This window comes from Nocardioides solisilvae, from assembly GCF_003194625.1.
In the GTDB taxonomy this organism is placed as follows: domain Bacteria; phylum Actinomycetota; class Actinomycetes; order Propionibacteriales; family Nocardioidaceae; genus Nocardioides; species Nocardioides solisilvae.
This window is the reverse complement of the sequence record NZ_QHKX01000003.1, coordinates 307,131-327,790: the sequence shown is the minus strand read 5'-3', so window position 1 is coordinate 327,790 and position 20,660 is coordinate 307,131. Positions and strand designations below refer to the sequence as shown.

Here is a 20,660-nt window from a genome sequence, read left to right as displayed (position 1 = left end):
CTGGTTGAGTGGGGGTGTCGGCAGGTTCATCGGGGGTCTGCCACGGGCGTCGGTACGGCGTCGGGGACGGGGGTCCGTGGCATGTGGGAGCAGGCGGGTGGTGAGCACCCGATCACCCGCGCGGTGGCGATGATCGACGCCGCGCTCGACCTCGCCGCGTCTGCTGACCCGATGTACCTCTCCGCCCAGGCTCAGAGGGACGCGCTCCTGAATCTGACCCGGGCCGTCGACGGGGTCGAGTCGCTGCGGATGCGGGTCATGGGTGCCGTGGGGGCGCCGGGTGGGGTCGCGGAGACCGACGGAGCCCGGAGCGTCGCGGGGTGGTTGGACGCCCGGGCGCGGACCGGGTACGCCGCCGGCCGCGCCGCGGAGAAGCTCGGCGAAGCCTTGGCGTCCCGCTGGCACCTGGTCGCCGAGGGGCTGGAGTCGGGGGCGGTGAACCTGCCGCAGGCGCGGGTGATCGTGAAGGCGCTGGACAACCTCGTGGTCGACCCGCTGCCCGGGGAGGAAGTGCCCGCCGAGGTGCTGACCCGAGCGGAGGCGCACCTGGTGGCGGAGTGTGCGAAGTTCAACTCCCACCAGCTGGAGACCCTCGGCGCGAAGATCCTCCAGACCGTCGCCCCGGACACTTGCGAGGAGCACGAGCGGAAACTGCTGGAACGGGCCGAACGCCGGGCGAACGCGGCCACGAGACTCACGATCCGCCGCCGCGGCGACGGGGCGTCGAACCTGTCCGGGGTGGTCCCGGACCACGTCGCGGCCCGGTTGAAGACCTACCTGGAGGCTTGGACCTCACCCAAGCAGGACGACGGCAAGGAAGCCGGTGCCGCCACCTCGCTCGGGTCGTTCAAGCACCTCGACCCTGCGACGGGTGAGCGACTCCCGCAGGAGCGGTTGATGGGGTTGGCGTTCTGCGCGTTCCTCGAGGCCGCCGACCCGGCCAGGATCCCGGCGCACGGGGGTGCTGCCACGAAGGTCCTGGTCACCCTCGACTACGAGAAGCTGCGCGACCAGCTCGGGACGGGGTGGATCCTCAGCAACGGCGAGGACCTCACCGAGGTCACCGCCCACACCGTGCGGCGGATGGCCTGCCAGGCCGAGATCATCCCCGTCGTCCTCGACAGCGACGGGGTGCCGTTGGCCATGGGCCGCAAGAGCCGGTTCTTCAAGACCTGGCAACGCGACGCCCACATGCTCACCCACCAGACCTGCCAGACCGTCGGCTGCTCCATCCCGGCGCTGTGGTGCGAAGCCCACCACGGGGGTGAGAACCCCTGGGTCGGCGGCGGGAACACCGACCTCGACGAGCTCGTCCTGCTGTGCCCCTTCCACCACCACAAGGCCCACGACCCCGGCTACACCACCCACAAGCACGCCAACGGCGACGTCAGGTTCCACCGCAGGACGTAGAAGACGCAGGGAGGAGCGAGGGCGGAGTCGGGGATCCGTCAAAAGCCTCCGTGGCGTGCCCGCTGACGGCATGATCCGTCGGGCGCCCCACGGTCCACCGTGGCGCGCCGCCACCGACAGGAGACCGCCATGCCCGACCGTCCTCCGCTGCTGCTCCTGCACGGCGTGATGATGTCCGCGAACGCGTGGGCGGGGGTGGTCCCGCTGCTCGCCGACCGGTTCGAGGTGATCGCGCCGACGGCCGCTGGGCACCGAGGCGGACCCGCCCTGGCGGGACGTGCAACGGTCCAGGTGCTGACCGACCACGCCGAGCGCCATCTCGACGACCTCGGGCTCGACACGGTGCACGTGGCGGGCAACAGCCTGGGCGCCTGGATGGCTCTCGAGCTTGCGCGCCGCGGCCGGGCGCGCACGGTGTGCGCGCTCTCGCCCGCCGGGTTCTGGACGCCGGGCGCGACGGACCAGACCCGGTCGGCGGCGCGGCTGCGCTTCGTGCGGCGCCTCACCCGGGCCAGCGCCCCCGTGACCCCGGTCGTGATGCGCTCCGCGCTCGTGCGGAGGCTGAGCATGCGCGACATCGCCGCGCACGGTGACCGGCTCACCCCCGAGGCAGCCACGACGGCCGCCCACGACCTGCTGGGCTGCGACGCCGGGCTCGACCTGCTGGCCACCACCGAGGCGGTCGCACCGCTCGACCCGCTCCCGTGCCCGGTCACCTTCGTCTGGCCCGAGCACGACCGCATCTTCCCGCAGCGGATCAACGGTGCCACCGCCCGCCGGGTGGTGCCCGGTGGTCGGCACGAGGTGCTGCCCGGCACCGGCCACGTGCCGATGATCGACGACCCCGCGCTGTGCGCCGAGGCGATCATCAGGTCCGCGACCTGAGACCTCGTCAGGCACACTCCAGGAGTGTCCGACCCGCTGCGCACCCTGCTCGCCGCGCCTCCTGACCTCCCGGTCACCGCGGGCCTGGCCGCTCTCGGCGACGCGCTCCGGACCCGAGGGGTGGCGGTCGTCCAGGCGCCGCCCGGCACCGGCAAGACGACGCTCGTCCCGCCCGCGGTCGCCGACGTCGTCACGGGCCGGGTCGTGGTCACGCAGCCCAGCCGGATCGCGGCCCGGGCGGCCGCGCGTCGGCTGGCGCACCTGATCGACGAGCCGGTGGGGGAGACGGTCGGGTACGCCGTGCGCGGTGACCGGCGCACCAGTGCGCGCACCCGCGTCGAGGTCGTCACGACCGGCCTGCTGCTCCGACGGGTCCAGCAGGATCCCGAGCTGGCCGGCGTCGGGGCCGTCGTGCTCGACGAGGTGCACGAGCGACACCTCGACGCCGACCTGACCCTGGCCCTGCTCGTGGACGTCAGGGCCAACCTGCGCGAGGACCTGGTCCTCGTGGCGATGTCGGCCACCGTCGAGGCCGAGAGGACGGCCGCCCTGCTGGGCGCAGGCGACGGCCCTGCGGGCCCCGACGCCCTGCCCGCCGAGGAGCGAGCCGCTCCGGTGGTCCGCGTCCCGGGTGCCCTGCACCCGGTGCACACGGTCTGGTGCCCGCTGCCCGCGGGGTCGCGGCGTACCGACGACCGAGGGATCACCCCCGCCTTCCACGACCACGTCGCGGCGACCGTGCGCCGCGGGCTCGCCGAGCACGAGGGCGACGTCCTGGTCTTCGTGCCGGGGGTCGCGGAGGTCGAGGCGACGGTACGGCGCCTGGCCGACGTGGACGCCGACGTCCACCCCCTGCACGGACGCCTGCCGGCCGCCGCGCAGGACCGGGCGCTCCGCGAGGGCCCGCGGCGTCGGGTGGTCGTCTCGACAGCGGTCGCCGAGTCGTCGCTGACGGTGCCGGGGGTCCGGGTCGTGGTCGATGCCGGCTTCTCGCGCGAGCCGCGGACTGACCACCGGCGCGGCCTGGCGTCCCTGGTCACCGTCGCGGTGAGCCGGGCTGCGGCCGAGCAGCGTGCCGGGCGAGCCGGACGCCTGGGCCCGGGTGCCGGGCTGCGGTGCTGGTCGGAGGCGGAGCACGCCCACCTGGCCGCCCACCCGGAGCCCGAGATCGCCACCGCCGACCTGACGGCCTTCGCCCTGGAGGTCGCGTGCTGGGGGAGCGACGTGCAGGACCTGGCGCTGCTCGACCAGCCACCGGCGCACGCGCTGTCGGTCGCCAGGCAGGTGCTGGTCGACCTCGGGGCGCTCACCGGGAGCGGGCGCGTCACCGCCCGGGGCCGGTTCATCGCCGGCGTGCCGGTCGATCCCCGGCTGGCGCGGGCCCTGGTCGACGGGGCACCCCTCGTCGGGGCCCGGCGGGCCGCCGAGGTGGTCGCGATGCTGGCCGAGGACGTGCGCGCCCCGGGCGGCGACCTGGTCGCTGCGCTCAGGTCCCTGCGCGCCGGTCCGCGGTCGGGCCCGTGGCACCGCCAGGTCACCCGGCTGGAGGCGATCGTCGCCCAGCAGGGCGCCATGGAGCAGGGGGGCACCCGGCAGGGCGCCTCCGGGCGGGGCACCACCCAGCAGGGCGCCACCGGGCAGAGCGCCACCGAGCAGGGCGCCACCGGGAGGGGCGCCACCGAGCAGGGCGCCACCGGGAGAGGGGCGTCGCGCCACGGTCGCGCGCTCACCGACGACGTGGCGGTGGGGCTGGTCGTGGCCCTGGCGCACCCGGACCGGATCGCGCGCCGGCGCCCCGGCGCCGCGGGCTACCTGATGACGTCGGGCACGGGCGCGGCGCTCGACCGGCGTGACCCGGGACCCCTGGCCGGCCTGGAGTGGCTCGCCGTCGGTGACGCGGAACGCCGGGCCGGGGAGCGCGAGGCCCGGATCAGGGCGGCGGCCCCGCTCACCGAGGACCTGGCGCTGGAGGCGGCGGGGTCCCGGTGGACCGAGGTGGACGAGGTCACCTGGACCGGAGGACGGGTGCTGGCGCGGCGGCGTACGTTGCTGGGCGCGATCGAGCTCGGGTCCGTCCCGCTCGGCGACCCGCCGGTGGAGGCCGTGACCGCCGCGATCGCCGAGGCGGTCGCGCGCGAGGGCATCGGTCTGCTCACCTGGTCGGAGGCCGCCACGGCCCTGAGGGCCCGCCTCGACTTCCTGCACCGGGCGCTCGGCGACCCGTGGCCCGACGTGGGCGACGAGGCCCTGACGCGGGACCTCCAGTCGTGGCTAGGACCGCAGCTGGCGCGGGTCCGCTCGGCCCAGGACCTGCGCCGCATCGACGTCGGTGCCGCGCTCCGGGCCCTGGTGCCGTGGCCCCAGGCGGGCAGGCTCGACGAGCTGGCCCCCGAGCGCGTGGTGGTCCCCAGCGGATCGAGCGTGCGGATCGACTACTCCGCCGAGCAGCCGGTGCTCGCCGTCCGGCTGCAGGAGGTCTTCGGCTGGACCGCGGTGCCGGTCCTGGCGGGCGGGCGCGTCCCGCTGCTGCTCCACCTGCTCTCGCCGGCCCGGCGTCCGGCGGCCGTCACCGCCGACCTGGACTCCTTCTGGGACAACGGCTACCCGGGCGTGCGCGCCGACCTGCGCGGGCGCTACCCCAGGCACGCCTGGCCCGCGGACCCCCGCAGCGCCCCGGCCACCCGCTAGACGGGAGACAGCGGCGTGTGCGGCGCGTCGGGGAGGACCACGGTGATCGCCTGCCCCGGCACGACCTCGCCGCCGCGCTCGACCACCGCCATCACCCCGGCCCTGCGCACCACCGGCGCGGTCGCGGAGCCGGGTGACGCGGTCGAGGGGGCCGGCTCGTCGGTCGGCGTCCCGTCGGTGCGGGTCAGCACCGCCTTGAGGAGCCCGGGCCGGAAGGCGTTGATCTGGGCGCAGGGGTTCCGGAGGCCCGTCACGCGCACGACCGGACCGTCGAGGTCGAGAAGCGCCCCGGTGGGCAGCCCGAGCAGGTCGAGCCCGGCGGTGAGGACGTTCTCGCCGAGGTCGCCCGGCCTCAGCTCGTGGCCCAGGGCCCGGGCGTCCTCGAAGACCTCGACGTGGAGCAGGTGGACCTGACGCAGGTTGGGCTGCGTGGGGTCGCGCCGCACGCGGGAGCGGTGCTGGACCAGCGGGCCGGCGTGGGCGTCGCCGAGCACGCCGTGGCCGGCCACCAGGGTGATCGACTCGACGGGCACCTTGCTGAAGCGGTGCGACGCGTCGCGACTGACCGCGACGACTCGGGGCGTGGGCACGCGCCGATCCTCTCGCGGATCCCGCAGCCGCGCAGCCCGCGACCACGACCCACTGGCGCGAAGGCCTGGGAGAGGGCCACAGTGGAGACCATGACCACGGTCGTGGTGACGGGCGCCTCGGGCTTCCTCGGCCTGCACGTCGTCCAGGAGCTGCTCGCGCAGGGCCGGCGGGTGCGTGCCTTCGTGCGGACGCCGGCCAGGCTGGCCGCGCACCTCGCCGGGCTCGGCGTCAACCCGCGCGACCCGCGCCTCGAGGTCGCCACCGGAGACATGACCGACCCCGCGTCGGTCCGGGACGCGACGACCGGGTGCGACCAGGTCGTCCACGCCGCCGCGACCTTCTCCTACCGCCGTGCCGACGCCGAGCGGATGGTGCGGGACAACGCGCTCGGTACGACGACCGTGCTCGACGCCGCGATCGGAGCGGGGTGCTCGGCGGTCGTCCACGTGTCCTCGATCGCCGCGCTGCTGCGGCCCGGGGCGACCCTCGTCGAGCAGAGCCCGGTCGGGATCGTCATCGGCCCCTACACGCAGAGCAAGGTGGACTCCGAACGGGTCGCCCGGGAGCGTCAGGACGCCGGGGCGCCCGTCGCCGTCGTGCAACCCGGCGCGATCCTCGGACCCCACGACCCCTACCTCGGGGAGACCAACCAGGTGCTGCGCGACGTCCTGCGCAACCTGCTGCCGACCTGGCCCCGCGGCGGGATGCAGTGGGTCGACGTGCGCGACACCGCCGCGGTGGTGGTGGCCGCGCTCGGGCGTCCCGGCGGCCGCTTCCTGGTGCCGGGGCACGACGTCTCGCTGCCCCACGCGGTGCTGCGCGCGGTCACCGGGCGCCGGCTCCCCGCCGTCAGGGTGCCCCTGGCCGCGGCGATGCCCGTGCTCCGGCTCGGCCACCGCACCGACCTCCCGCTCCTGCCGCACGCGGTGGAGGGGGCCCGGTTCATCGCGCTGGACACCAAGGTCGACGCCTCGAGGACGGCCGCCGAGCTCGGGATCCCCGGGCGGCCCCTGGAGGAGTCCGTCGCCGACACGGTCCGCTGGCTGGTCGAGGCCGGCCACCTGCCGCGCCGCGCGGCCGGCCGGCTGGCGTGGTGACCCGCGAGCTCACGGGCCGGGAGCTCGCAGGCCGCAGTCTCACGGCCCAGGAGCTCGCACGCACGGCAGCAGGAGGCGCGAGTCGCCGCCGTCGCCGTGGAGGACCCGCCGGTGGGAGCGCGCCAGGCCCGTGCCGGTCGCCGGGTCCTCGTCCGTGCCGAGGTTGCGGGCGTACCGCGGGTGAGCGCCCCCCGAGACCTGCAGGCGGATCCGGACGCCCGCCTCGAAGCGGTGGGCCACCGCGTCCAGCTGAACGCGGACGCGCTCACCGGCGTGCTCCGGGTCGAGCCGCAGGAACCCGTCGCTCACGTTGAGGGACCGGCCGTCCCGCCGGACCTCGCAGACTCGGTGACGGCCACGAGGGTCGCCTGCCGCACCGTCCGCTGTGCGACCAGCCGCCCGGTCCGCGCCCGGGTCACCCGGACCACCGTGCGGAGACCGTCCGGGCTGGACGGGCGCTGGACGGCCACGGTGCGGCCGCTCGCCGACACCGCGACCGGGACCGGCCCGCGGGAGCGGGTGACCACGCGCCGTCCGCCGTCCCGCCCGACGAAGACCACGCGCGTCCACTCGCGGGGACCCAGGGAGTAGTCGCGGACGAGGTAGCCCCCGGCGACGACCCACAGGGCCTGGTGCTCGCCCCGGCTAGGCGCGGGGACCCTGACGTCGCCGTCCCGGATGGTGTCGCGCACCAGGTGGGCGATCGTCGGGTCGGCCCCGCGGGGGAGGGCGGCCGGATCGACGGGCGCGGGCTCCGCAGCGGCGGGGAGCGACGACCCGAACGGCAGGAGGAGGGCGAGGGCGGCGCCCGTCGTCGCGGCGACGCGCCGCCACGACGTCCTGCGGTGGCCGGGGTGGTCCATCTCTTCTCCTCACGCCCTGCTCTCCCCAGTGTGCTCCCGCGATCCGGGCGGCGGTAGGGGTAGCGTCCGGGGGTGCCCAGCTCGCGTAGGACCACCGCCCGCCGGCGGGGCACGGCGTCGCGCCGCGGCGGCTCCCGCCCGGCGCCCAGGCCCCTCCCGGCCGTGGGGCCGGGGGAGCGGACCTGGGTCCTCGACGTCCCCTACGGCACGCAGGTCGACGACGCCGCCTGGCACCCGGCGGTCCGGATGCACCTGTACGTCGGCCGGTCGCTGCCGGCGCACCTCGTGCCGTACGCGCCCGGCCCGCACACGCTCGGCCGGTTCCTCGAGCGCACGCTCAACCCCGGCAAGGCGCTCCACGCCGCGGAGCCGGGCGAGGCACCCGACACGGTGGGGGCGCTGGAGCCGCGCCGGCTCCAGTTCGAGGCGGCCGACGCGATCGCCGAGCGCGCCGCGGCGGGCGGGCGGCTCTTCCTGCTCGCCGACGAGCCGGGGGTGGGCAAGACGATCTCGGCCGTCCTCGGGGCGACCGCGGTGGGCGACCTGCGCGGCGCGCGCCGGGTGCTCGTCGTCGCCGACCGACCGGCCGCCATCACGATCGGCCACTGGTGCCGCACCATCGAGGCGCTCGGCGACGGCGGCCTGGAGTGGGTCGTCATCACCTGGGACCGGCTCGACAAGGTCAAGGACCAAGACTGGGACGTGATCGTCGCCGACGAGGCGCACGCCCTGCGCCGCACCACGACCAAGCGCTGGAAGCTGTGGGCGCGGATCTCCGGCCACGGCAAGCCGCACGACAAGGCGCCGTTCGTCATCGCCACGACGGCGACCCCGGGCCACACCCCGCTCGAGCTGCCCTACCTCGCCCCGGCCTACGCGCAGGTGCTCGACGAGCCGATGCGCGCGTGGACCTCGGCCGGCGCGCCCGGCGCCGCCTTCGCCGACGCGCTCGAGCGGCACGGCGTCGGCGTCGAGAAGGGACGGTACGGCGCCGCCTGGACCGCCGACCCCGCCCGGCGGGCCGCCGACCTCAAGCTGGTCCGCAGCTGGCTGGCCGACGTGCGACCCCCGGCGATGCTGCACCGCGCGGCGCCGTGGGGGCCGGTGCCGATCTCCGGGATGCCGGTCGCGCTCACCCCGGCCGAGCGCACGGCGTACGAGGCGGAGTGGGGGGAGTTCTGCCGCGAGATGGACCTGGCGCGTCGCGGCCGCAACGTCGCCAAGGGCCGGGCGGCCCTGCTGCGCTTCCGGCAGAAGGCCGGCCTGATCCGCGTCGACTCCACCGTCGCGTGGATTGCCCAGCAGGTCGAGGCCGAGCGCCAGGTGGCGTGCTCGGTCGAGTTCGTCGCGACCGCCGCCGACCCGATCGCCGACCGGCTGCGCGACTCGGGGCTGGAGGTCGCCACGATCTACGGCCGCGACCGGTTCGACCCCGAGGCTGAGCGGCTGCGGTTCCAGACGGGCGCGGCGAAGGTCTGCGTCTTCACCACCGTCGCCTCCATCAGCCTGCACGCGGGGGAGACGCTCGCCGACGGTCGGCAGGCCAGCACCGAGCCGCGGGTCGGCGTCTTCCACCAGGCCCGCTTCTCCGGCATCGCCGGGCGCCAGGTCACCGGCCGCACCCACCGTGACCACCAGGTCTCGCCGTGGCACGTCGCCTACGCCGAGGGCACCGTCGAGGAGCAGGTCGGCCGGGTGATGGTCGAACGGATCGCCGCCGCCTCCGACACGGTCGGCAGCGACACCACCGGGCTCGCCGAGCTGGCCGCCCTCCTCGGCGCGGACTGGCTGCCACCGGCCAGCCTCACCGACGACGGCGCCTGACCCGAACGGCCCTGCGCGCGCCGTGGACGCCGGACGTCCGGGCGTCCCGGCCGCGCGTGCGCCACCATGGACCCATGGGGTCGTCCTCCGTTTCCTCCGCCGGCTCCGTCAGCGCGCCACCCCGGAGCCCGATCGGCGTCGAGGTCGCCCTGGCCCTCGTCGGCGTCGCCTGCGTCCTGGCGCACTGGGCCGGGCTGCGCGTCGTCGCCGGCGGAGTGGTCCTGCCGCTGCCGCTGCTCGCCGTCGTCCTCGCCGCGGCTGCCCTGCTCCGTCGGGGCCGTGCGGCTGGGGGGAGACGGGGCTCCCGGGCAGTCCTGGCGGTCGGCGCGCTCGTGCTCGTCGCGGGCCTCGCCGGGACGGCGTTCAGCGTCGTGGAGGGGACCACCCACCACCTGCACCCCGACGGCTCCCCGGAGGGGTGTCGCGTCCTGGTCGAGGAGCGCGCGTTCGTCGTCTCCGGAGGTGGGTCCCTCCACGTGCTCCGCGGGGAGACCGGGGTCGCCCGCCGCGTCGCGGAGTACGTCACCGACGACGGGGAGATGCCCTTCGCCGATGGGACGGCCGAGATCACGTGGGACGGCGAGCAGGGGAGTGCCACCGGGCCGATGTGGAGCGCCACCCTCGAGCCGCTCTCCTTCGCCTGCTGACGGCCACACCCGTTGACAAGACCCGTACGGGTGAGAAGGCTCGCAGGATGGGGGAGTTCACCTGGCTGCCGGCCCACCGGGCGACGACCGAGGACGTCGAGGCGCTCTTCGCCACGGGAGGGGCGCACAGGTGCCGTTGCCAGGCGTACAAGGTCCCCGGCTGGATCTGGCGGGACACGACCCAGGAGCAGCGGGAGGCCGCGTTGCTCGAGCAGACCGCCTGCGGCACGGCCGGACCGACCTCGGGGCTGGTCGGGTACGTCGACGGTGAGGCCGCCGGCTGGGTCGCGGTCGAGCCGCGGGAGAGCTACCCGCGGCTGTGGAGCCGCAAGCAAGCCTGGATGCGGATGGACCCGGAGCTGGAGGGCGCCTGGTCGGTGACGTGCTTCGTCGTCCGCCCGGACCGCCGCGGGTCGGGCCTGACCTACGAGCTCGCCGCCGCCACGGTCGGCTACGGGGAGCAGGTCGGGGCCCGCGTCCTCGAGGGCTACCCGATCGAGGCCGCGCCGGGCGGCAGGGCGACGTGGGACGAGGCGTCGGTCGGCCCGCTCCAGGTCTTCCTCGACGCCGGGTACGAGGTCGTCGCTGCACCCACGCTGCGACGGAGGGTGGTCCGCCGCCTCGTCACGGGGAAGGGCGGGCACGGTGACGGGTGAGGACGCGCGCAGCCACGTCGCACTGCTGCGCGGGGTCAACGTCGGGTCCCACCACCGGATCGCGATGGCGGACCTGCGCGACGTGGCGGCCTCCCTGGGGTGGGAGGACGTCGCCACCTACATCCAGAGCGGCAACCTGGTCTTCCACGCGACCGGGAGCGTCACCGCGCTGGCCGACTCGCTCGGCGAAGCGATCGCCGAGCGGCTGGACGTGCGCTGCGGCGTCGTCGTCCTGACCCGCAGGCAGCTCGCGCGGGTGGTGGCGGACAACCCCTTCCCCGACGAGACCGACCCCAAGCGGCTCCACGTCGTCTTCCACCAGGGCAGCCCCGGACCCGATGCCGCGGCCACCCTCGCCGCGGCCGTGGCGCGGGCCCGGGAGAAGGGGAGCAGGGACGACGGCACGGTGGTCGGCCATTACCTCTACCTGCACACCCCCGACGGCCTCGGGCGCAGCCGGCTGGCGGCCGAGCTGGCCCGACGTCCGGCCGCCGACGCGCCGGAGGGCACGATGCGCAACTGGGCGACCGTCACCAGGCTGCTCGCCCTGCTGGACGGCTGAGGCTGGCAGACTGCCGGGATGCCGCGCCTCGGGTTCCTGCACACCGCCGAGGTCCACGTCGCGACCTTCGAGGCGCTCGTCCGCGAGGTCGACCCCGGGTCGAGCGCCGCGCACCTCGTCGAGCCCGACCTGCTCGCCCGGGCCCGCGGCGAGGGGCCGAGCCCCGGCGTCGCCGCGGCGACGCTGGCCCTCGTGCGGCGGCTGGTCGACGACGGGGCGGACGTCGTGGTCTGCACCTGCTCCACGCTCGGCCCGGTCGCGGAGCTGGCCGGCGATGGCTCCGGCGTCCCGGTCCTGCGGGTGGACCGGCCGATGGCACGCGAGGCGGTGCGCGCGGGACCGAGGATCGCCGTCGTCGCGGCGCTGGAGTCCACGCTCGGACCCACCGGCGACCTGCTCGCCGACGAGGCGCGCCGGGCCGGCGTCTCCCCGACGGTGGTCGAGGTCGTCGCCCCCGGCGCGTGGGCCGCCTTCGAGCGCGGGGAGACGGCCGCCTACCTCCGTCAGGTGGCCGACGTGGCCCGCGGCGTCGCCGACCAGGTGGACGTCGTCGTGCTCGCCCAGGCCAGCATGGCGAACGCGGCAGCGCTCCTGGCCGAGCTCCCGGTGCCCGTCCTCGCCAGCCCCCTGCTCGCCGTACGCCACGCCGTCGACGCGGCGCGCCCCTGACCTATCCTCCAGGCGTGCCCGACCACGCGCTGGAGCTCAGCTTCGACCCCGACTCGACGGCCGCGGTCGTCGCGCAGTGGGAGGCGCTGCGGGCCGCGGGGCTGCCGTCGCAGGCCGACCACCGGTCGATGACCAACGCCCCGCACCTCACGGTCGTGGCCGCCGCCGGGATCGAGCGGGCCGTCGTCGAGGAGGCGTGCGACCTCGTCGGTCCGCTGCTGCCCTCCAGGGTCGAGCTGCGCGGCCTGCTGGTCCTCGGGCAGGGGACGCGCGTGACGTTGGCCCACCTGGCCGAGCCCGACGACGCCACCGCACGGGCCGCGGCCCGGCTCCGGGACCGGGTGCCGGGGGTGCGCCACCCGGTCTGGACCCCGCACGTCACGCTGGCCCGGCGCGTCCCGAGGCACCTGCTGCCGCGGGCGCTGGAGGTGCTGGACGACGCACCGGGGCCGCGCACCCTCGTCTGCGACCGCCTCCGCTGGTGGGACCCCGACGCCGGGGTCGTCGAGGACGTCGCCGGGCCCGGGGCGGGCGGGGTCACCCGCCGCTGACCGGCTTCGGCCCCCGACCGGGTGCAGCTCGTGGAGGGAGAGGCCTTCCCCCGGAGGAGCCTCCGGGCTTCTACTGGACGTCCGGATCCTCCCACCGCAGACAGGAGCGTGCCACCATGCACCGCAACCTCCTCCGCGCCGCGGCCATCGCCGTCGGCGCGCTGCTCCTCCCGCCCGTCCTGCCGGCCCACGCGATCGTGGGCGGGGCGCCGGACGGCGGGGAGCACCCGTTCGTCGGTCAGCTGCTCTTCCACGTCCCCGACGCCCAGGACCCCCGGTTCGAGGACCCGGGCGCCTGGTACAGCTGCACCGGCACCCTCGTCGACCGCGACACGGTCGTCACGGCCGGGCACTGCACCTACGCGATCGGGGTGGAGGGGGAGCCGCCGGCCGACCCGCTCCTCGGCGGCACCGACGTGTGGTTCACCGTCGCCGAGGACCCGCAGCTCGCGCTCCCGCCGAGCTCGAGCTTCGCCCCCGACCGCAACGAGGAGCGGTACGAGACCTGGTCGGCGCTGCTGGACGCGAGCGACGAGTGGGCCGAGGCGCGGACGACGTTCACCCACCCCGAGTACGTCGACGCGCAGTTCCTCCTGCACGACCTCGGTGTCGTCGAGCTGAGCGAGCCGATCGACCTGCCGGAGTACGGCGCCCTGCCCACGCCCGACTACCTGGACCGCTACGACGGCGCCGCCAAGAACGGTGCCCTCTTCGAGTCGGTCGGCTACGGGCTGGAGGACAGCGGACCCAAGTCCGCGCTCGGCGGCGACACCCGTCGCAAGGCGGACCGGCGCCTCGTCAGCTTCCGCGGCGCCTACGGCTACCGGGACATCGCCGTGATGTTCTCCCACGCCGGCCGCGGCACCACCGGAGGCACGTGCTTCGGCGACTCCGGCGGGCCGACGTTCGACATCACCACCGAGGCGATCGCCGAGCAGAACGTCATCGTGGCGGTCACGTCGTTCGGCCTCAACTACAACTGCAACGCCAGCGGCAGCTACCGGATCGACCAGCCCGACGACCTGGCGTTCCTCACCGATCCCGAAGGCTCCTACTGACGGGAGCCACCGGAACCTCCGGGACGTCGTGCGCGGGTGGAGCGTCACCTCAGTCCGTATGACGTCCCGGGGGCGGGGCGGGCTGCAGCAGCTCGTCGAGTCGTGCGAGCAGCTCGGCCGCGTCCTCGACCACCGTGACCGCGCCCGTCTCCTCGAGCTCGGCGCGGGAGAAGCCCCCGGTGAGCACGCCGAGGGTGGGCAGTCCGCGGGCGTTGGCCGCCTCCACGTCCCAGACGGAGTCGCCGACGAGCACGGCGCGTCCTCCGTCGACCTTGGCGATCGCGGTGTCGAGCAGCTCGGGGTCGGGCTTCGTCTCCTCGGCGTCCTCGGCGGTGGTGGCGGCGTCGACCAGGTCGTCGGCGTCCAGCAGGCGGGTGGCGTGCGCGGCGTGCCGGGGTATGGCGGAGCTGGCCAGCACCACCTTCAGCCCCCGCTCGTGGAGGGCAGCCAGCAGGTCGCGGGCGCCGGGCAGCAGCGTCGTCTCGTCCATCAGCGCGTCGAACTCCTCCTCCCACGCGTCGCGGACCGAGTCGCCGTCGGCGTCCTCGACCTCCTGGCCGGCGGCAGCCGCGACGAGCCGGTCGCCGCCCTGGCCGATCTGCCGGTGGATCCGCCACGCGGGGACGTCGTGGCCGTGCCGCGCGAAGGCCCGCACCCACGCGACCGTGTGGTGGTAGTTGGAGTCGAGCAGGGTGCCGTCGATGTCCAGGACCACCGTGTCCACCGCGAGGGGCAGGCCGGTCGGCAGGTGGTCGGTCGGAGGAGGGTTGGTCATGGCGCCTTTCCGGTGGGCGGGCGGTCGGGTCAGGACGCGTGCAGGGGAGCGGTGCCGAAGCCCGCGCCCTCCGCCATCCCGGCGACGAGGTCGGCGACCGCCTCCGGGCCGGTGAGCCGCGGGCGCCAGTCGAGCTCGCGCCGCGCTCGTGCGGTCGACATCACCGGCAACCGGCTCAGCGCGTCGAAGAGCCGCGGGTCGGCGGGGAGCGCGCGCGCCTTCCAGCCGCCCGCGATCAACCCGCGCAGGACGGCCTTCGGCACCGGCACGTGTCGGGCCTCGAAGACCTCCGCCAGCTGCTCGGCCCCGACCACCTCGTCGGCCGCGAGGTTGAAGGGGCCGCCCGCGCGCCGTACGACGACGCGAGCGACCGCGTCCGCGAGGTCCGCGGCGTGGATCGCCTGGAACGGCACGTCGGCGGGGAACGGCAGCACCGGGACCAGCGCGGGCCGGACCAGCCGTTGCGGCGCGAGCGGGCCGCCGAAGATCCGGCGCTGCTCCGAGGCGGCACGGCGCTGGAAGACGAACGCCGGGCGCAGCCGGGCGACGACGGCGCCGGTGCCGGCCTCGGCCGCGTCGAGCAGCCGCTCGACGTACGCCTTCTCCCGGCAGTACGACGCCGCCGAGGTGCCGTGCGTCGGCCAGGACTCCTCGACCGGGTCGAGGTCGACCCGCGGGGAGTAGGCGGCGATGGATGAGGCGGCCACGACGTGGGGGACGCCCGCAGCGGCGACCGCCTCGAGCACGCGGGCGGTGCCGACCGCGTTGGTCTCCCACGTGGTCTCGGGGTGGTGGGTCGGGTTGAACATCCAGGCGAGGTGGACGACGCAGTCGGCGCCGCGGACCAGGCCGGCGAGGTCGTCGGTGCGGACGTCGGCCTCGTGCCACTCGACCCGCTCGCCGGGCCGCCTGGCCTCCTCGTCGAGCAGCAGGCGGCGGGCGACGCCGCGCACCCGGGTGACCTCGGGGGCGGCGAGCAGCCGCTCGACCACCGCGGTGCCGATGTTGCCGGTGGCGCCGGTGACGACGACGTCCACGGCTCAGCCCGCCTGTCCGTCGCGCAGCGCCGGGAGCAGGTCGGACTCGGCCCACTCCAGGAAGCCCTCCTGGTGGTCGCCGCCGACCTGGATCAGCGCGAGGTCGGTGAAGCCCGCCTCGCGCCACGCGGCGGCGGCCTCGACGACGGCGTCCACGTCGTCGCCGCACGGGATCGACCCGGCGACGTCCTCGGGTCGGACGAACTGGCTGGCTCCGTCGAATCCCGCGGTGCCGGGCAGCTCGGCGTTGACCTTCCAGCCGCCGCCGAACCAGCGGAACTGCTCGTGCGCCCGCTGCACGGCGGCGTCCCGGTCCCGGTCGAAGCAGATCGGCATCTGGCCGATCTTGCGGCTGCCACGGGCGCCCGCGTCGTCCCACTGGACGACCAGGTCGCCGTCGGGCTCGGTGGTGACCAGGTGGTCGACCAGGGGCGCGAGCAGCTCGATCGACTGCTTGCCCGAGACGGCGGCGCCGATCGGCACCCGGGTCTCGGGGAGGTCCCAGAGCTTGGCGGAGTCGACGTCGAAGTGGACGCCGTGGTGGGTGACGTAGCCGCCGTCGAAGAGCGCGTTGATGATCTCCAGCGCCTCGACCAGCATCTCGTGGCGGACGTCGACCGCCGGCCAGCCCTGGCCCACGACGTGCTCGTTGAGGTTCTCCCCGGAGCCGACGCCGAGGGTGAAGCGGCCGCCGGAGAGCAGCTGGACGGTCGCGGCCTTCTGGGCCACCACCGCCGGGTGGTAGCGGAAGGTCGGGCAGGTCACGTAGGTCATCAGCTCGACCCGGGAGGTCACCTGGGTGACGGCACCGAGCATCGACCACGCGTAGCCCGAGTGGCCCTGCTCGTCGAGCCAGGGGAAGTAGTGGTCGCTCATCACCTCGAAGTCGAAGCCCGCCCGCTCGGCGAGGCCGGCGTGGCGGACGAGGTCGGGCGGGGAGGTCTGCTCGGTCATGAGCGTGTAGCCGATGCGCATGGGCGGTCCGTACCCGGGTGGTCGGCGCCCATGCGGGTACGGGGACGCCATGACCGACTCCCAGACGGATCCCCGTGAGCTCACCGCCCTCGCCCTCAATTGCACCCTCAAGCCCTCACCGGCCGAGTCCAGCTCCGACCTGCTCGGCAGCCAGCTGCTCGAGGCCCTCGCCGGCCACGGCGTCTCCGGCCGCATGGTCCGGGTCGTCGACCACGACGTGCGGTTCGGGGTCAGCACCGACGAGGGGGACGGCGACGAGTGGCCGGTGCTCCGCGAGCAGGTGCTCGACGCCGACGTCCTCGTCCTGGTCACCCCGATCTGGATGGGCCAGCCGTCGTCGGTGGCCAAGATGGTGCTCGAGCGCCTCGACGCCGAGATCTCCGAGACCGACGACGAGGGCCGGCCGACGATGTTCGGCAAGGTCGCCGTCGTCGGGGTGGTGGGCAACGAGGACGGCGCCCACCACGTGAGCGCCGAGCTCTTCCAGGCGCTCGACGACGTGGGCTTCTCGATTCCGGCCCAGGGCGTCAGCTACTGGGTGGGGGAGGCGATGCAGGGGGTGGACTACAAGGACAAGGAGCCCACGCCCGAGAAGACGGCGGAGACCACGGCCACCGCGGCCCGCAACGCCGCCCACCTGGCCCGCCTGCTGGCGGGGGCGCCGTACCCCGCCGAGTGACCGCTCCCCGATAGTCCCCGACGTATCGACCAACCGGACCGGCGTGTCGGTGGTCGGACTGTGGGGGACTATCGGGCAGGAGGTGAGGTCGTCGGTCAGGCGCCGGGCTGGAAGACCACCTTGAAGGTGCCGTCGGCCTTGGCCTGGAAGTCGGCGTAGGCCTGCGGTGCCTCCTCCAGCGGCAGGTGGTGGCTGGCGAACTGCTCCAGGCCGAGCGGGTCGGCGTCGTCGAGGGCCAGCGGGAGCAGGTCGTCCATCCACCGCTTGACGTTGGCCTGCCCCATCCGCAGCTGCAGCTGCTTGTCGAACATGTCCATGAGCGGCAGCGGCTGGGTCATCCCGCCGTAGACGCCGCTGAGCGAGACGGTGCCGCCCCGGCGCACGGCGTCGAGCGAGGCCGTGAGGGCGGCGGCGCGGTCGACGCCCACGCGCTGCATCAGCCCGGCGGCGAGCCGGCGGGGGAGGAGGCCCAGCGCCTTCTGGCTGAGCTCGGCGACGGGGGAGCCGTGCGCCTCCATGCCGACGGCGTCGACCACGGAGTCGGCGCCCCGGCCGGCGGTCCGCGACCGGACCTCGTCGGCGACGTCGTCGACGGCCGACAGGTCGATGGTCTCGGCGCCCGCCGCGGCGGCGCGGGCGAGCCGCTCGGGGACCCGGTCGACGCCGATCACCCGGTGCCCGAGGTGCTGGGCGATCCGCACCGACATGAGGCCGATCGGGCCCAGCCCCATCACCAGCAGCGTCCCGCCGTCGGGGACGTCGGCGTAGGCGACCGCCTGCCACGCGGTCGGGGCGACGTCGGAGAGGAAGAGGAAGCGGTCGTCGACCGGGCCGTGCGGCACCTTGATGGAGGTGAACTGCGCCTGCGGCACCCGCAGCAGCTCGGCCTGCCCGCCCGGCACCGACCCGTAGAGCTTGGAGTAGCCGAAGAGCGCGGCGCCGGAGCCGTACTCGCGCACCTGGGTGGTCTCGCACTGGGTGTAGAGCTGCTGGTCGCACATCCAGCAGTGGCCGCACGACATCTGGAACGGGATCACCACGCGGTCGCCGACCTTGAGGTCGCCCGCCTCGGGGCCGACCTCCTCGACGATCCCCATCGGCTCGTGGCCGACGACGTCGCCGGGCGTCATGAACGGCGACAGGGGCTCGTAGAGGTGGAGGTCGGAGCCGCACAGACCGGTCGAGGTGACCCGGATGATCGCGTCGTTCGGTTCCTGGATGGTCGGGTCCGGCACCTCCTCGACCCGCATGTCCTTGGGTCCCTGCCAGGTCACTGCCTTCATCGCGCTGCTCCTCGCTGCGTCGTGCACGTCATGGGGCTGTGCCGTACCCGGGGTACGGCAGCCGATGCGTGGACGTCCCGGATGCGACGTGCACCGTGGAGGACGGGCCCGAGGGGGACGGGCGGCGGGCTACCCCTCGAAGATCCGCGGCAGCTCGGACGCCCGGCCGGTGAACCGCGGCGCGCGCTTCTCCAGGAAGGCGGCCACGCCCTCCTTGCCGTCGCCGACGCTGGTGTGGAACATCGCCAGCGAGTCGGCCAGGTGGGCCTCGAGCGGGTGCGGCGCCGCGCTGCCGGCGTACAGCAGCTGCTTGGCCAGGCCGAGCGCGACGGGGGAGCGGTCCTCGACGAAGGACCGAGCGAGCCCCAGGGCGGCCGGGACCAGCTCGTCGGGCTCGTGCAGCGAGCGGACGAGGCGACCCGCGTGCGCCTGCTCGGCGGTGAGGATCTCGGCGGAGTAGATCCACTCCAGCGCCTGCTGGACGCCGACGATCCGCGGCAGGAACCACGTCGAGCAGGCCTCGGGGACGATCCCGAGCCGGCCGAAGACGAAGCCGATCCGGGCCTTGGTCGAGGCCAGCCGCAGGTCGGCGGCGAGCGTCATGGTGGCGCCGATCCCGACGGCGGCGCCGTTGATCGCGGCGACCACGGGCTTGGGGCAGGCGTGCATCGCCATGGTGACCCGCCCGCCGGTGTCGCGCACCCCGTCGGCCCACTCGGGGTCGTCGAACCGCTCGCGCAGCTCCTCCGGCGTCGGGTCCAGCGACTCGTCGAGCCCGAAGACGTTGCCCTGGGCCGAGAGGTCCATGCCGGCGCAGAAGGCGCGCCCGGCGCCGGTGAGCACGACCGCGCGCACGTCGTCGTCGAGCGCGGCGGCGGTGAAGAAGAGCTCCAGCTCCTCGGCCATCGTCACCGTGAAGGAGTTGAGCTGGTCGGGCCGGGAGAGCGTCAGCAGGGCGACGCCGTGCTCGTCGACCTCGACCGTGAGCGTCTCGAAGGCGTCGTACGACGCCGGGGTCGCGGCGCTCATCGCGGCAGCCCCGAGGGGGTGCAGAGCTCGGCGGGGACCGAGTCGGTGTCGTCGGCGACGATCAGGTCGAAGAGGCGCTGGGAGCGTTCGGGGTCCCAGGTCACCGCGAGGTCGCGGATCGGGATGCCGCAGGTGAGCCCGCTCTCGCCGTCGACCTTCGTCATGGCGAGGCCGAACTGGGCGATCGCCAGCGGGCTGCTGCCCTCGCCCACCTTGAACGACTCCGCGGTCGCGGTGGAGAGGCGGTAGTAGCGCAGCGGGTTGGCGACGCTCCACGGGGAGAGGGCCTTGCTGCCGACCTTGGCGACCACCTCGCGCTGGTGCTCGGCGCGCTTGATGTCGCCGAGGTCGGCCGAGGTCTTGCGCGACCGGGCGTAGCCCAGGGCCGTCCTGCCGTCCGCGTCCTGGCAGCCGGCCTCGATGTCGAGGTTGGCGTCGGGGTCCACCATCGCGGCCTCGGGGCAGATCTCGATGCCGCCGACGGCGTCGACCATGTCGACGAAGCCGCCGAACCCGACCTCCACGTAGTGGTCGACCCGGATCCCGGTGTTCTGCTCGACCGTGCGGACCATCAGCTTCGGCCCGCCCCACGCGTAGGCGGCGTTGATCTTGGACGTGCCGCGCCCGGGGATGTCGACGATCGAGTCGCGGGGGATCGACATGAGCAGGTTGGGGCCGTCGCCGGTGTGCAGCAGCATGATGGTGTCGGCCAGGCGGCTGCTGGCGCCGCCGGTCCCGAGGTCGCGGCGCTGCTCCTCGGTGAGTTCGCCGCGCGAGTCGCTGCCGACCAGCAGGTACGTCGTCCCCGGCTGCTCGCCGGGCCGGTCGCCGCCGGGCTCGGCGTCGACCTTCGTCACCTTGGACCACGCCCAGAACGGGACCGCGACCAGGAAGACCAGCCAGAGCAGCAGCAGCCAGCGCAGCACCCGGAAGACCCCGAGCCGCGGGCGACGGGGGAGCCGGGGACCGCGGCCGCGGCGACCGCGGGCGGGCGGTTCGGAGGGCGGCGCGGAGGGTGCGGGCGCCGACGGGGGCGCGGCCGCGCCGCGGGAGGGGGTGCCCTGGGCCGCGGGCATCATCCGGGTCCGGTCGGCCTGCTCGCGGGCGTCGGCGGAGGCCGGACGGCCGCGCTCGGGGCGCCGCACGGCGCGGGTCGCGTCGTCGGAGGGGGCGCCCTTCGAGCCGTAGAGCCAGTTGTACTCGGGGGTGCCCTCCTCGGGGCCCCCCTGTCCCCGGGGTCGGTCAGCCATGGGGTCGAAACTACCCGGACCCCTCCCGCGCGCGGTGGACCCGGTGGGGCGCCCCGTCGTACCGCCCCGGTCGGACACGCCGGACCCGCGTCGTTGACGGGTGTGACCGGTGTGACTGGTGATACTGAGAC

At 75.2% G+C, this 20,660-nt stretch carries 21 protein-coding genes; 12 read left to right on the top strand and 9 right to left on the bottom strand.

Translation table 11 applies throughout. The features are described from left to right. The first annotated feature begins 81 nt into the window (after positions 1 to 81). The 3 genes from DNK53_RS12875 to hrpB all read left to right on the top strand — a co-directional run bounded on the left by DNK53_RS12875 (position 82) and on the right by hrpB (position 4,983). Positions 82 to 1,410 (top strand): HNH endonuclease signature motif containing protein, encoded by a 1,329-nt coding sequence (locus DNK53_RS12875; RefSeq protein WP_110182740.1) that lies wholly within the window; start codon positions 82 to 84, stop codon positions 1,408 to 1,410. 129 nt (positions 1,411 to 1,539) lie between these two features. Then, complete coding sequence (locus DNK53_RS12870) at positions 1,540 to 2,295, top strand: alpha/beta fold hydrolase (RefSeq protein WP_110182739.1); 756 nt, start codon at positions 1,540 to 1,542, stop codon at positions 2,293 to 2,295. Positions 2,296 to 2,319: 24 nt separating this feature from the next. Next, the gene (gene hrpB / locus DNK53_RS12865; RefSeq protein ID WP_204163914.1) at positions 2,320 to 4,983 is read left to right on the top strand and encodes an ATP-dependent helicase HrpB; all 2,664 of its coding nucleotides are present in this window, start codon (positions 2,320 to 2,322) and stop codon (positions 4,981 to 4,983) included. Here the strand turns inward: hrpB and DNK53_RS12860 are convergent. Next, the gene (locus tag DNK53_RS12860) at positions 4,980 to 5,573 is read right to left on the bottom strand and encodes an MOSC domain-containing protein (protein WP_110182738.1); all 594 of its coding nucleotides are present in this window, start codon (positions 5,571 to 5,573) and stop codon (positions 4,980 to 4,982) included. The genes hrpB and DNK53_RS12860 overlap by 4 nt on opposite strands. 90 nt (positions 5,574 to 5,663) lie before the next feature. Between DNK53_RS12860 and DNK53_RS12855 the strand changes: the two genes are divergently transcribed. Next, entirely contained in the window at positions 5,664 to 6,671 is a 1,008-nt protein-coding gene (locus DNK53_RS12855; protein WP_162599926.1) for an SDR family NAD(P)-dependent oxidoreductase, read from the top strand. A gap of 39 nt (positions 6,672 to 6,710) precedes the next feature. Here DNK53_RS12855 and DNK53_RS18125 read toward each other — a convergent pair whose 3' ends face one another. Continuing rightward, positions 6,711 to 6,980 carry a CocE/NonD family hydrolase C-terminal non-catalytic domain-containing protein gene (locus DNK53_RS18125; protein ID WP_239456519.1) on the bottom strand — a complete coding sequence of 90 codons (270 nt, stop codon included), beginning with the start codon at positions 6,978 to 6,980 and terminating at the stop codon, positions 6,711 to 6,713. After that, a complete protein-coding gene (locus tag DNK53_RS18120) occupies positions 6,977 to 7,534 on the bottom strand; it encodes a hypothetical protein (RefSeq protein ID WP_239456518.1) in 558 nt (185 codons plus the stop codon). The genes DNK53_RS18125 and DNK53_RS18120 overlap by 4 nt, the downstream gene beginning before the upstream one ends. 72 nt (positions 7,535 to 7,606) lie before the next feature. On the opposite strand from DNK53_RS18120, the gene DNK53_RS12845 reads away from it, so the two are divergent. The 7 genes from DNK53_RS12845 (at position 7,607) to DNK53_RS12815 (ending at position 13,501) form a co-directional block, all read left to right on the top strand. Further along, entirely contained in the window at positions 7,607 to 9,358 is a 1,752-nt protein-coding gene (locus DNK53_RS12845; protein WP_110182735.1) for a DEAD/DEAH box helicase, read from the top strand. A gap of 74 nt (positions 9,359 to 9,432) precedes the next feature. After that, positions 9,433 to 10,005, top strand: a complete 573-nt coding sequence (locus tag DNK53_RS12840; RefSeq protein ID WP_110182734.1) for a hypothetical protein — start codon at positions 9,433 to 9,435, stop codon at positions 10,003 to 10,005. A gap of 47 nt (positions 10,006 to 10,052) precedes the next feature. Next, a complete protein-coding gene (locus DNK53_RS12835; protein ID WP_110182733.1) occupies positions 10,053 to 10,661 on the top strand; it encodes a GNAT family N-acetyltransferase in 609 nt (202 codons plus the stop codon). Then, positions 10,651 to 11,223 carry a DUF1697 domain-containing protein gene (locus DNK53_RS12830; protein ID WP_162599925.1) on the top strand — a complete coding sequence of 191 codons (573 nt, stop codon included), beginning with the start codon at positions 10,651 to 10,653 and terminating at the stop codon, positions 11,221 to 11,223. The genes DNK53_RS12835 and DNK53_RS12830 overlap by 11 nt, the downstream gene beginning before the upstream one ends. An 18-nt stretch (positions 11,224 to 11,241) precedes the next feature. Further along, a complete protein-coding gene (locus DNK53_RS12825) occupies positions 11,242 to 11,892 on the top strand; it encodes an aspartate/glutamate racemase family protein (protein WP_110182731.1) in 651 nt (216 codons plus the stop codon). A 14-nt stretch (positions 11,893 to 11,906) separates the two neighbouring features. Then, on the top strand, positions 11,907 to 12,443 hold the full coding sequence (locus tag DNK53_RS12820) for a 2'-5' RNA ligase family protein (protein ID WP_110182730.1): 537 nt from the start codon (positions 11,907 to 11,909) through the stop codon (positions 12,441 to 12,443). 116 nt (positions 12,444 to 12,559) lie between these two features. Further along, on the top strand, positions 12,560 to 13,501 hold the full coding sequence (locus DNK53_RS12815; protein WP_110182729.1) for a S1 family peptidase: 942 nt from the start codon (positions 12,560 to 12,562) through the stop codon (positions 13,499 to 13,501). 49 nt (positions 13,502 to 13,550) lie between these two features. Here DNK53_RS12815 and DNK53_RS12810 read toward each other — a convergent pair whose 3' ends face one another. From DNK53_RS12810 to DNK53_RS12800, 3 genes are read right to left on the bottom strand one after another with little or no spacing between them, the layout of a single operon-like run. Further along, positions 13,551 to 14,276 carry an HAD family hydrolase gene (locus tag DNK53_RS12810; RefSeq protein ID WP_110182728.1) on the bottom strand — a complete coding sequence of 242 codons (726 nt, stop codon included), beginning with the start codon at positions 14,274 to 14,276 and terminating at the stop codon, positions 13,551 to 13,553. A 29-nt stretch (positions 14,277 to 14,305) separates the two neighbouring features. Further along, positions 14,306 to 15,313, bottom strand: coding sequence for an NAD-dependent epimerase/dehydratase family protein (locus DNK53_RS12805; protein WP_110182727.1), 1,008 nt, complete (start codon positions 15,311 to 15,313; stop codon positions 14,306 to 14,308). Between the two features lie 3 nt (positions 15,314 to 15,316). Further along, the gene (locus DNK53_RS12800; RefSeq protein WP_110182726.1) at positions 15,317 to 16,288 is read right to left on the bottom strand and encodes a TIGR03557 family F420-dependent LLM class oxidoreductase; all 972 of its coding nucleotides are present in this window, start codon (positions 16,286 to 16,288) and stop codon (positions 15,317 to 15,319) included. A gap of 49 nt (positions 16,289 to 16,337) precedes the next feature. Here DNK53_RS12800 and DNK53_RS12795 point away from each other — a divergent pair, with 49 nt between their 5' ends. Next, complete coding sequence (locus DNK53_RS12795) at positions 16,338 to 16,967, top strand: flavodoxin family protein (protein ID WP_110182725.1); 630 nt, start codon at positions 16,338 to 16,340, stop codon at positions 16,965 to 16,967. Positions 16,968 to 17,062: 95 nt separating this feature from the next. Here DNK53_RS12795 and DNK53_RS12790 read toward each other — a convergent pair whose 3' ends face one another. The 3 genes from DNK53_RS12790 to DNK53_RS12780 all read right to left on the bottom strand — a co-directional run bounded on the left by DNK53_RS12790 (position 17,063) and on the right by DNK53_RS12780 (position 20,529). Next, the gene (locus DNK53_RS12790; RefSeq protein WP_110182724.1) at positions 17,063 to 18,250 is read right to left on the bottom strand and encodes an alcohol dehydrogenase catalytic domain-containing protein; all 1,188 of its coding nucleotides are present in this window, start codon (positions 18,248 to 18,250) and stop codon (positions 17,063 to 17,065) included. 129 nt (positions 18,251 to 18,379) lie between these two features. After that, positions 18,380 to 19,279: a crotonase/enoyl-CoA hydratase family protein gene (locus DNK53_RS12785; RefSeq protein WP_110182723.1), complete on the bottom strand. Its 900-nt coding sequence runs from the start codon at positions 19,277 to 19,279 to the stop codon at positions 18,380 to 18,382. Continuing rightward, positions 19,276 to 20,529 (bottom strand): LCP family protein, encoded by a 1,254-nt coding sequence (locus DNK53_RS12780; protein ID WP_110182722.1) that lies wholly within the window; start codon positions 20,527 to 20,529, stop codon positions 19,276 to 19,278. The genes DNK53_RS12785 and DNK53_RS12780 overlap by 4 nt, the downstream gene beginning before the upstream one ends. Positions 20,530 to 20,660 lie beyond the last annotated feature (131 nt).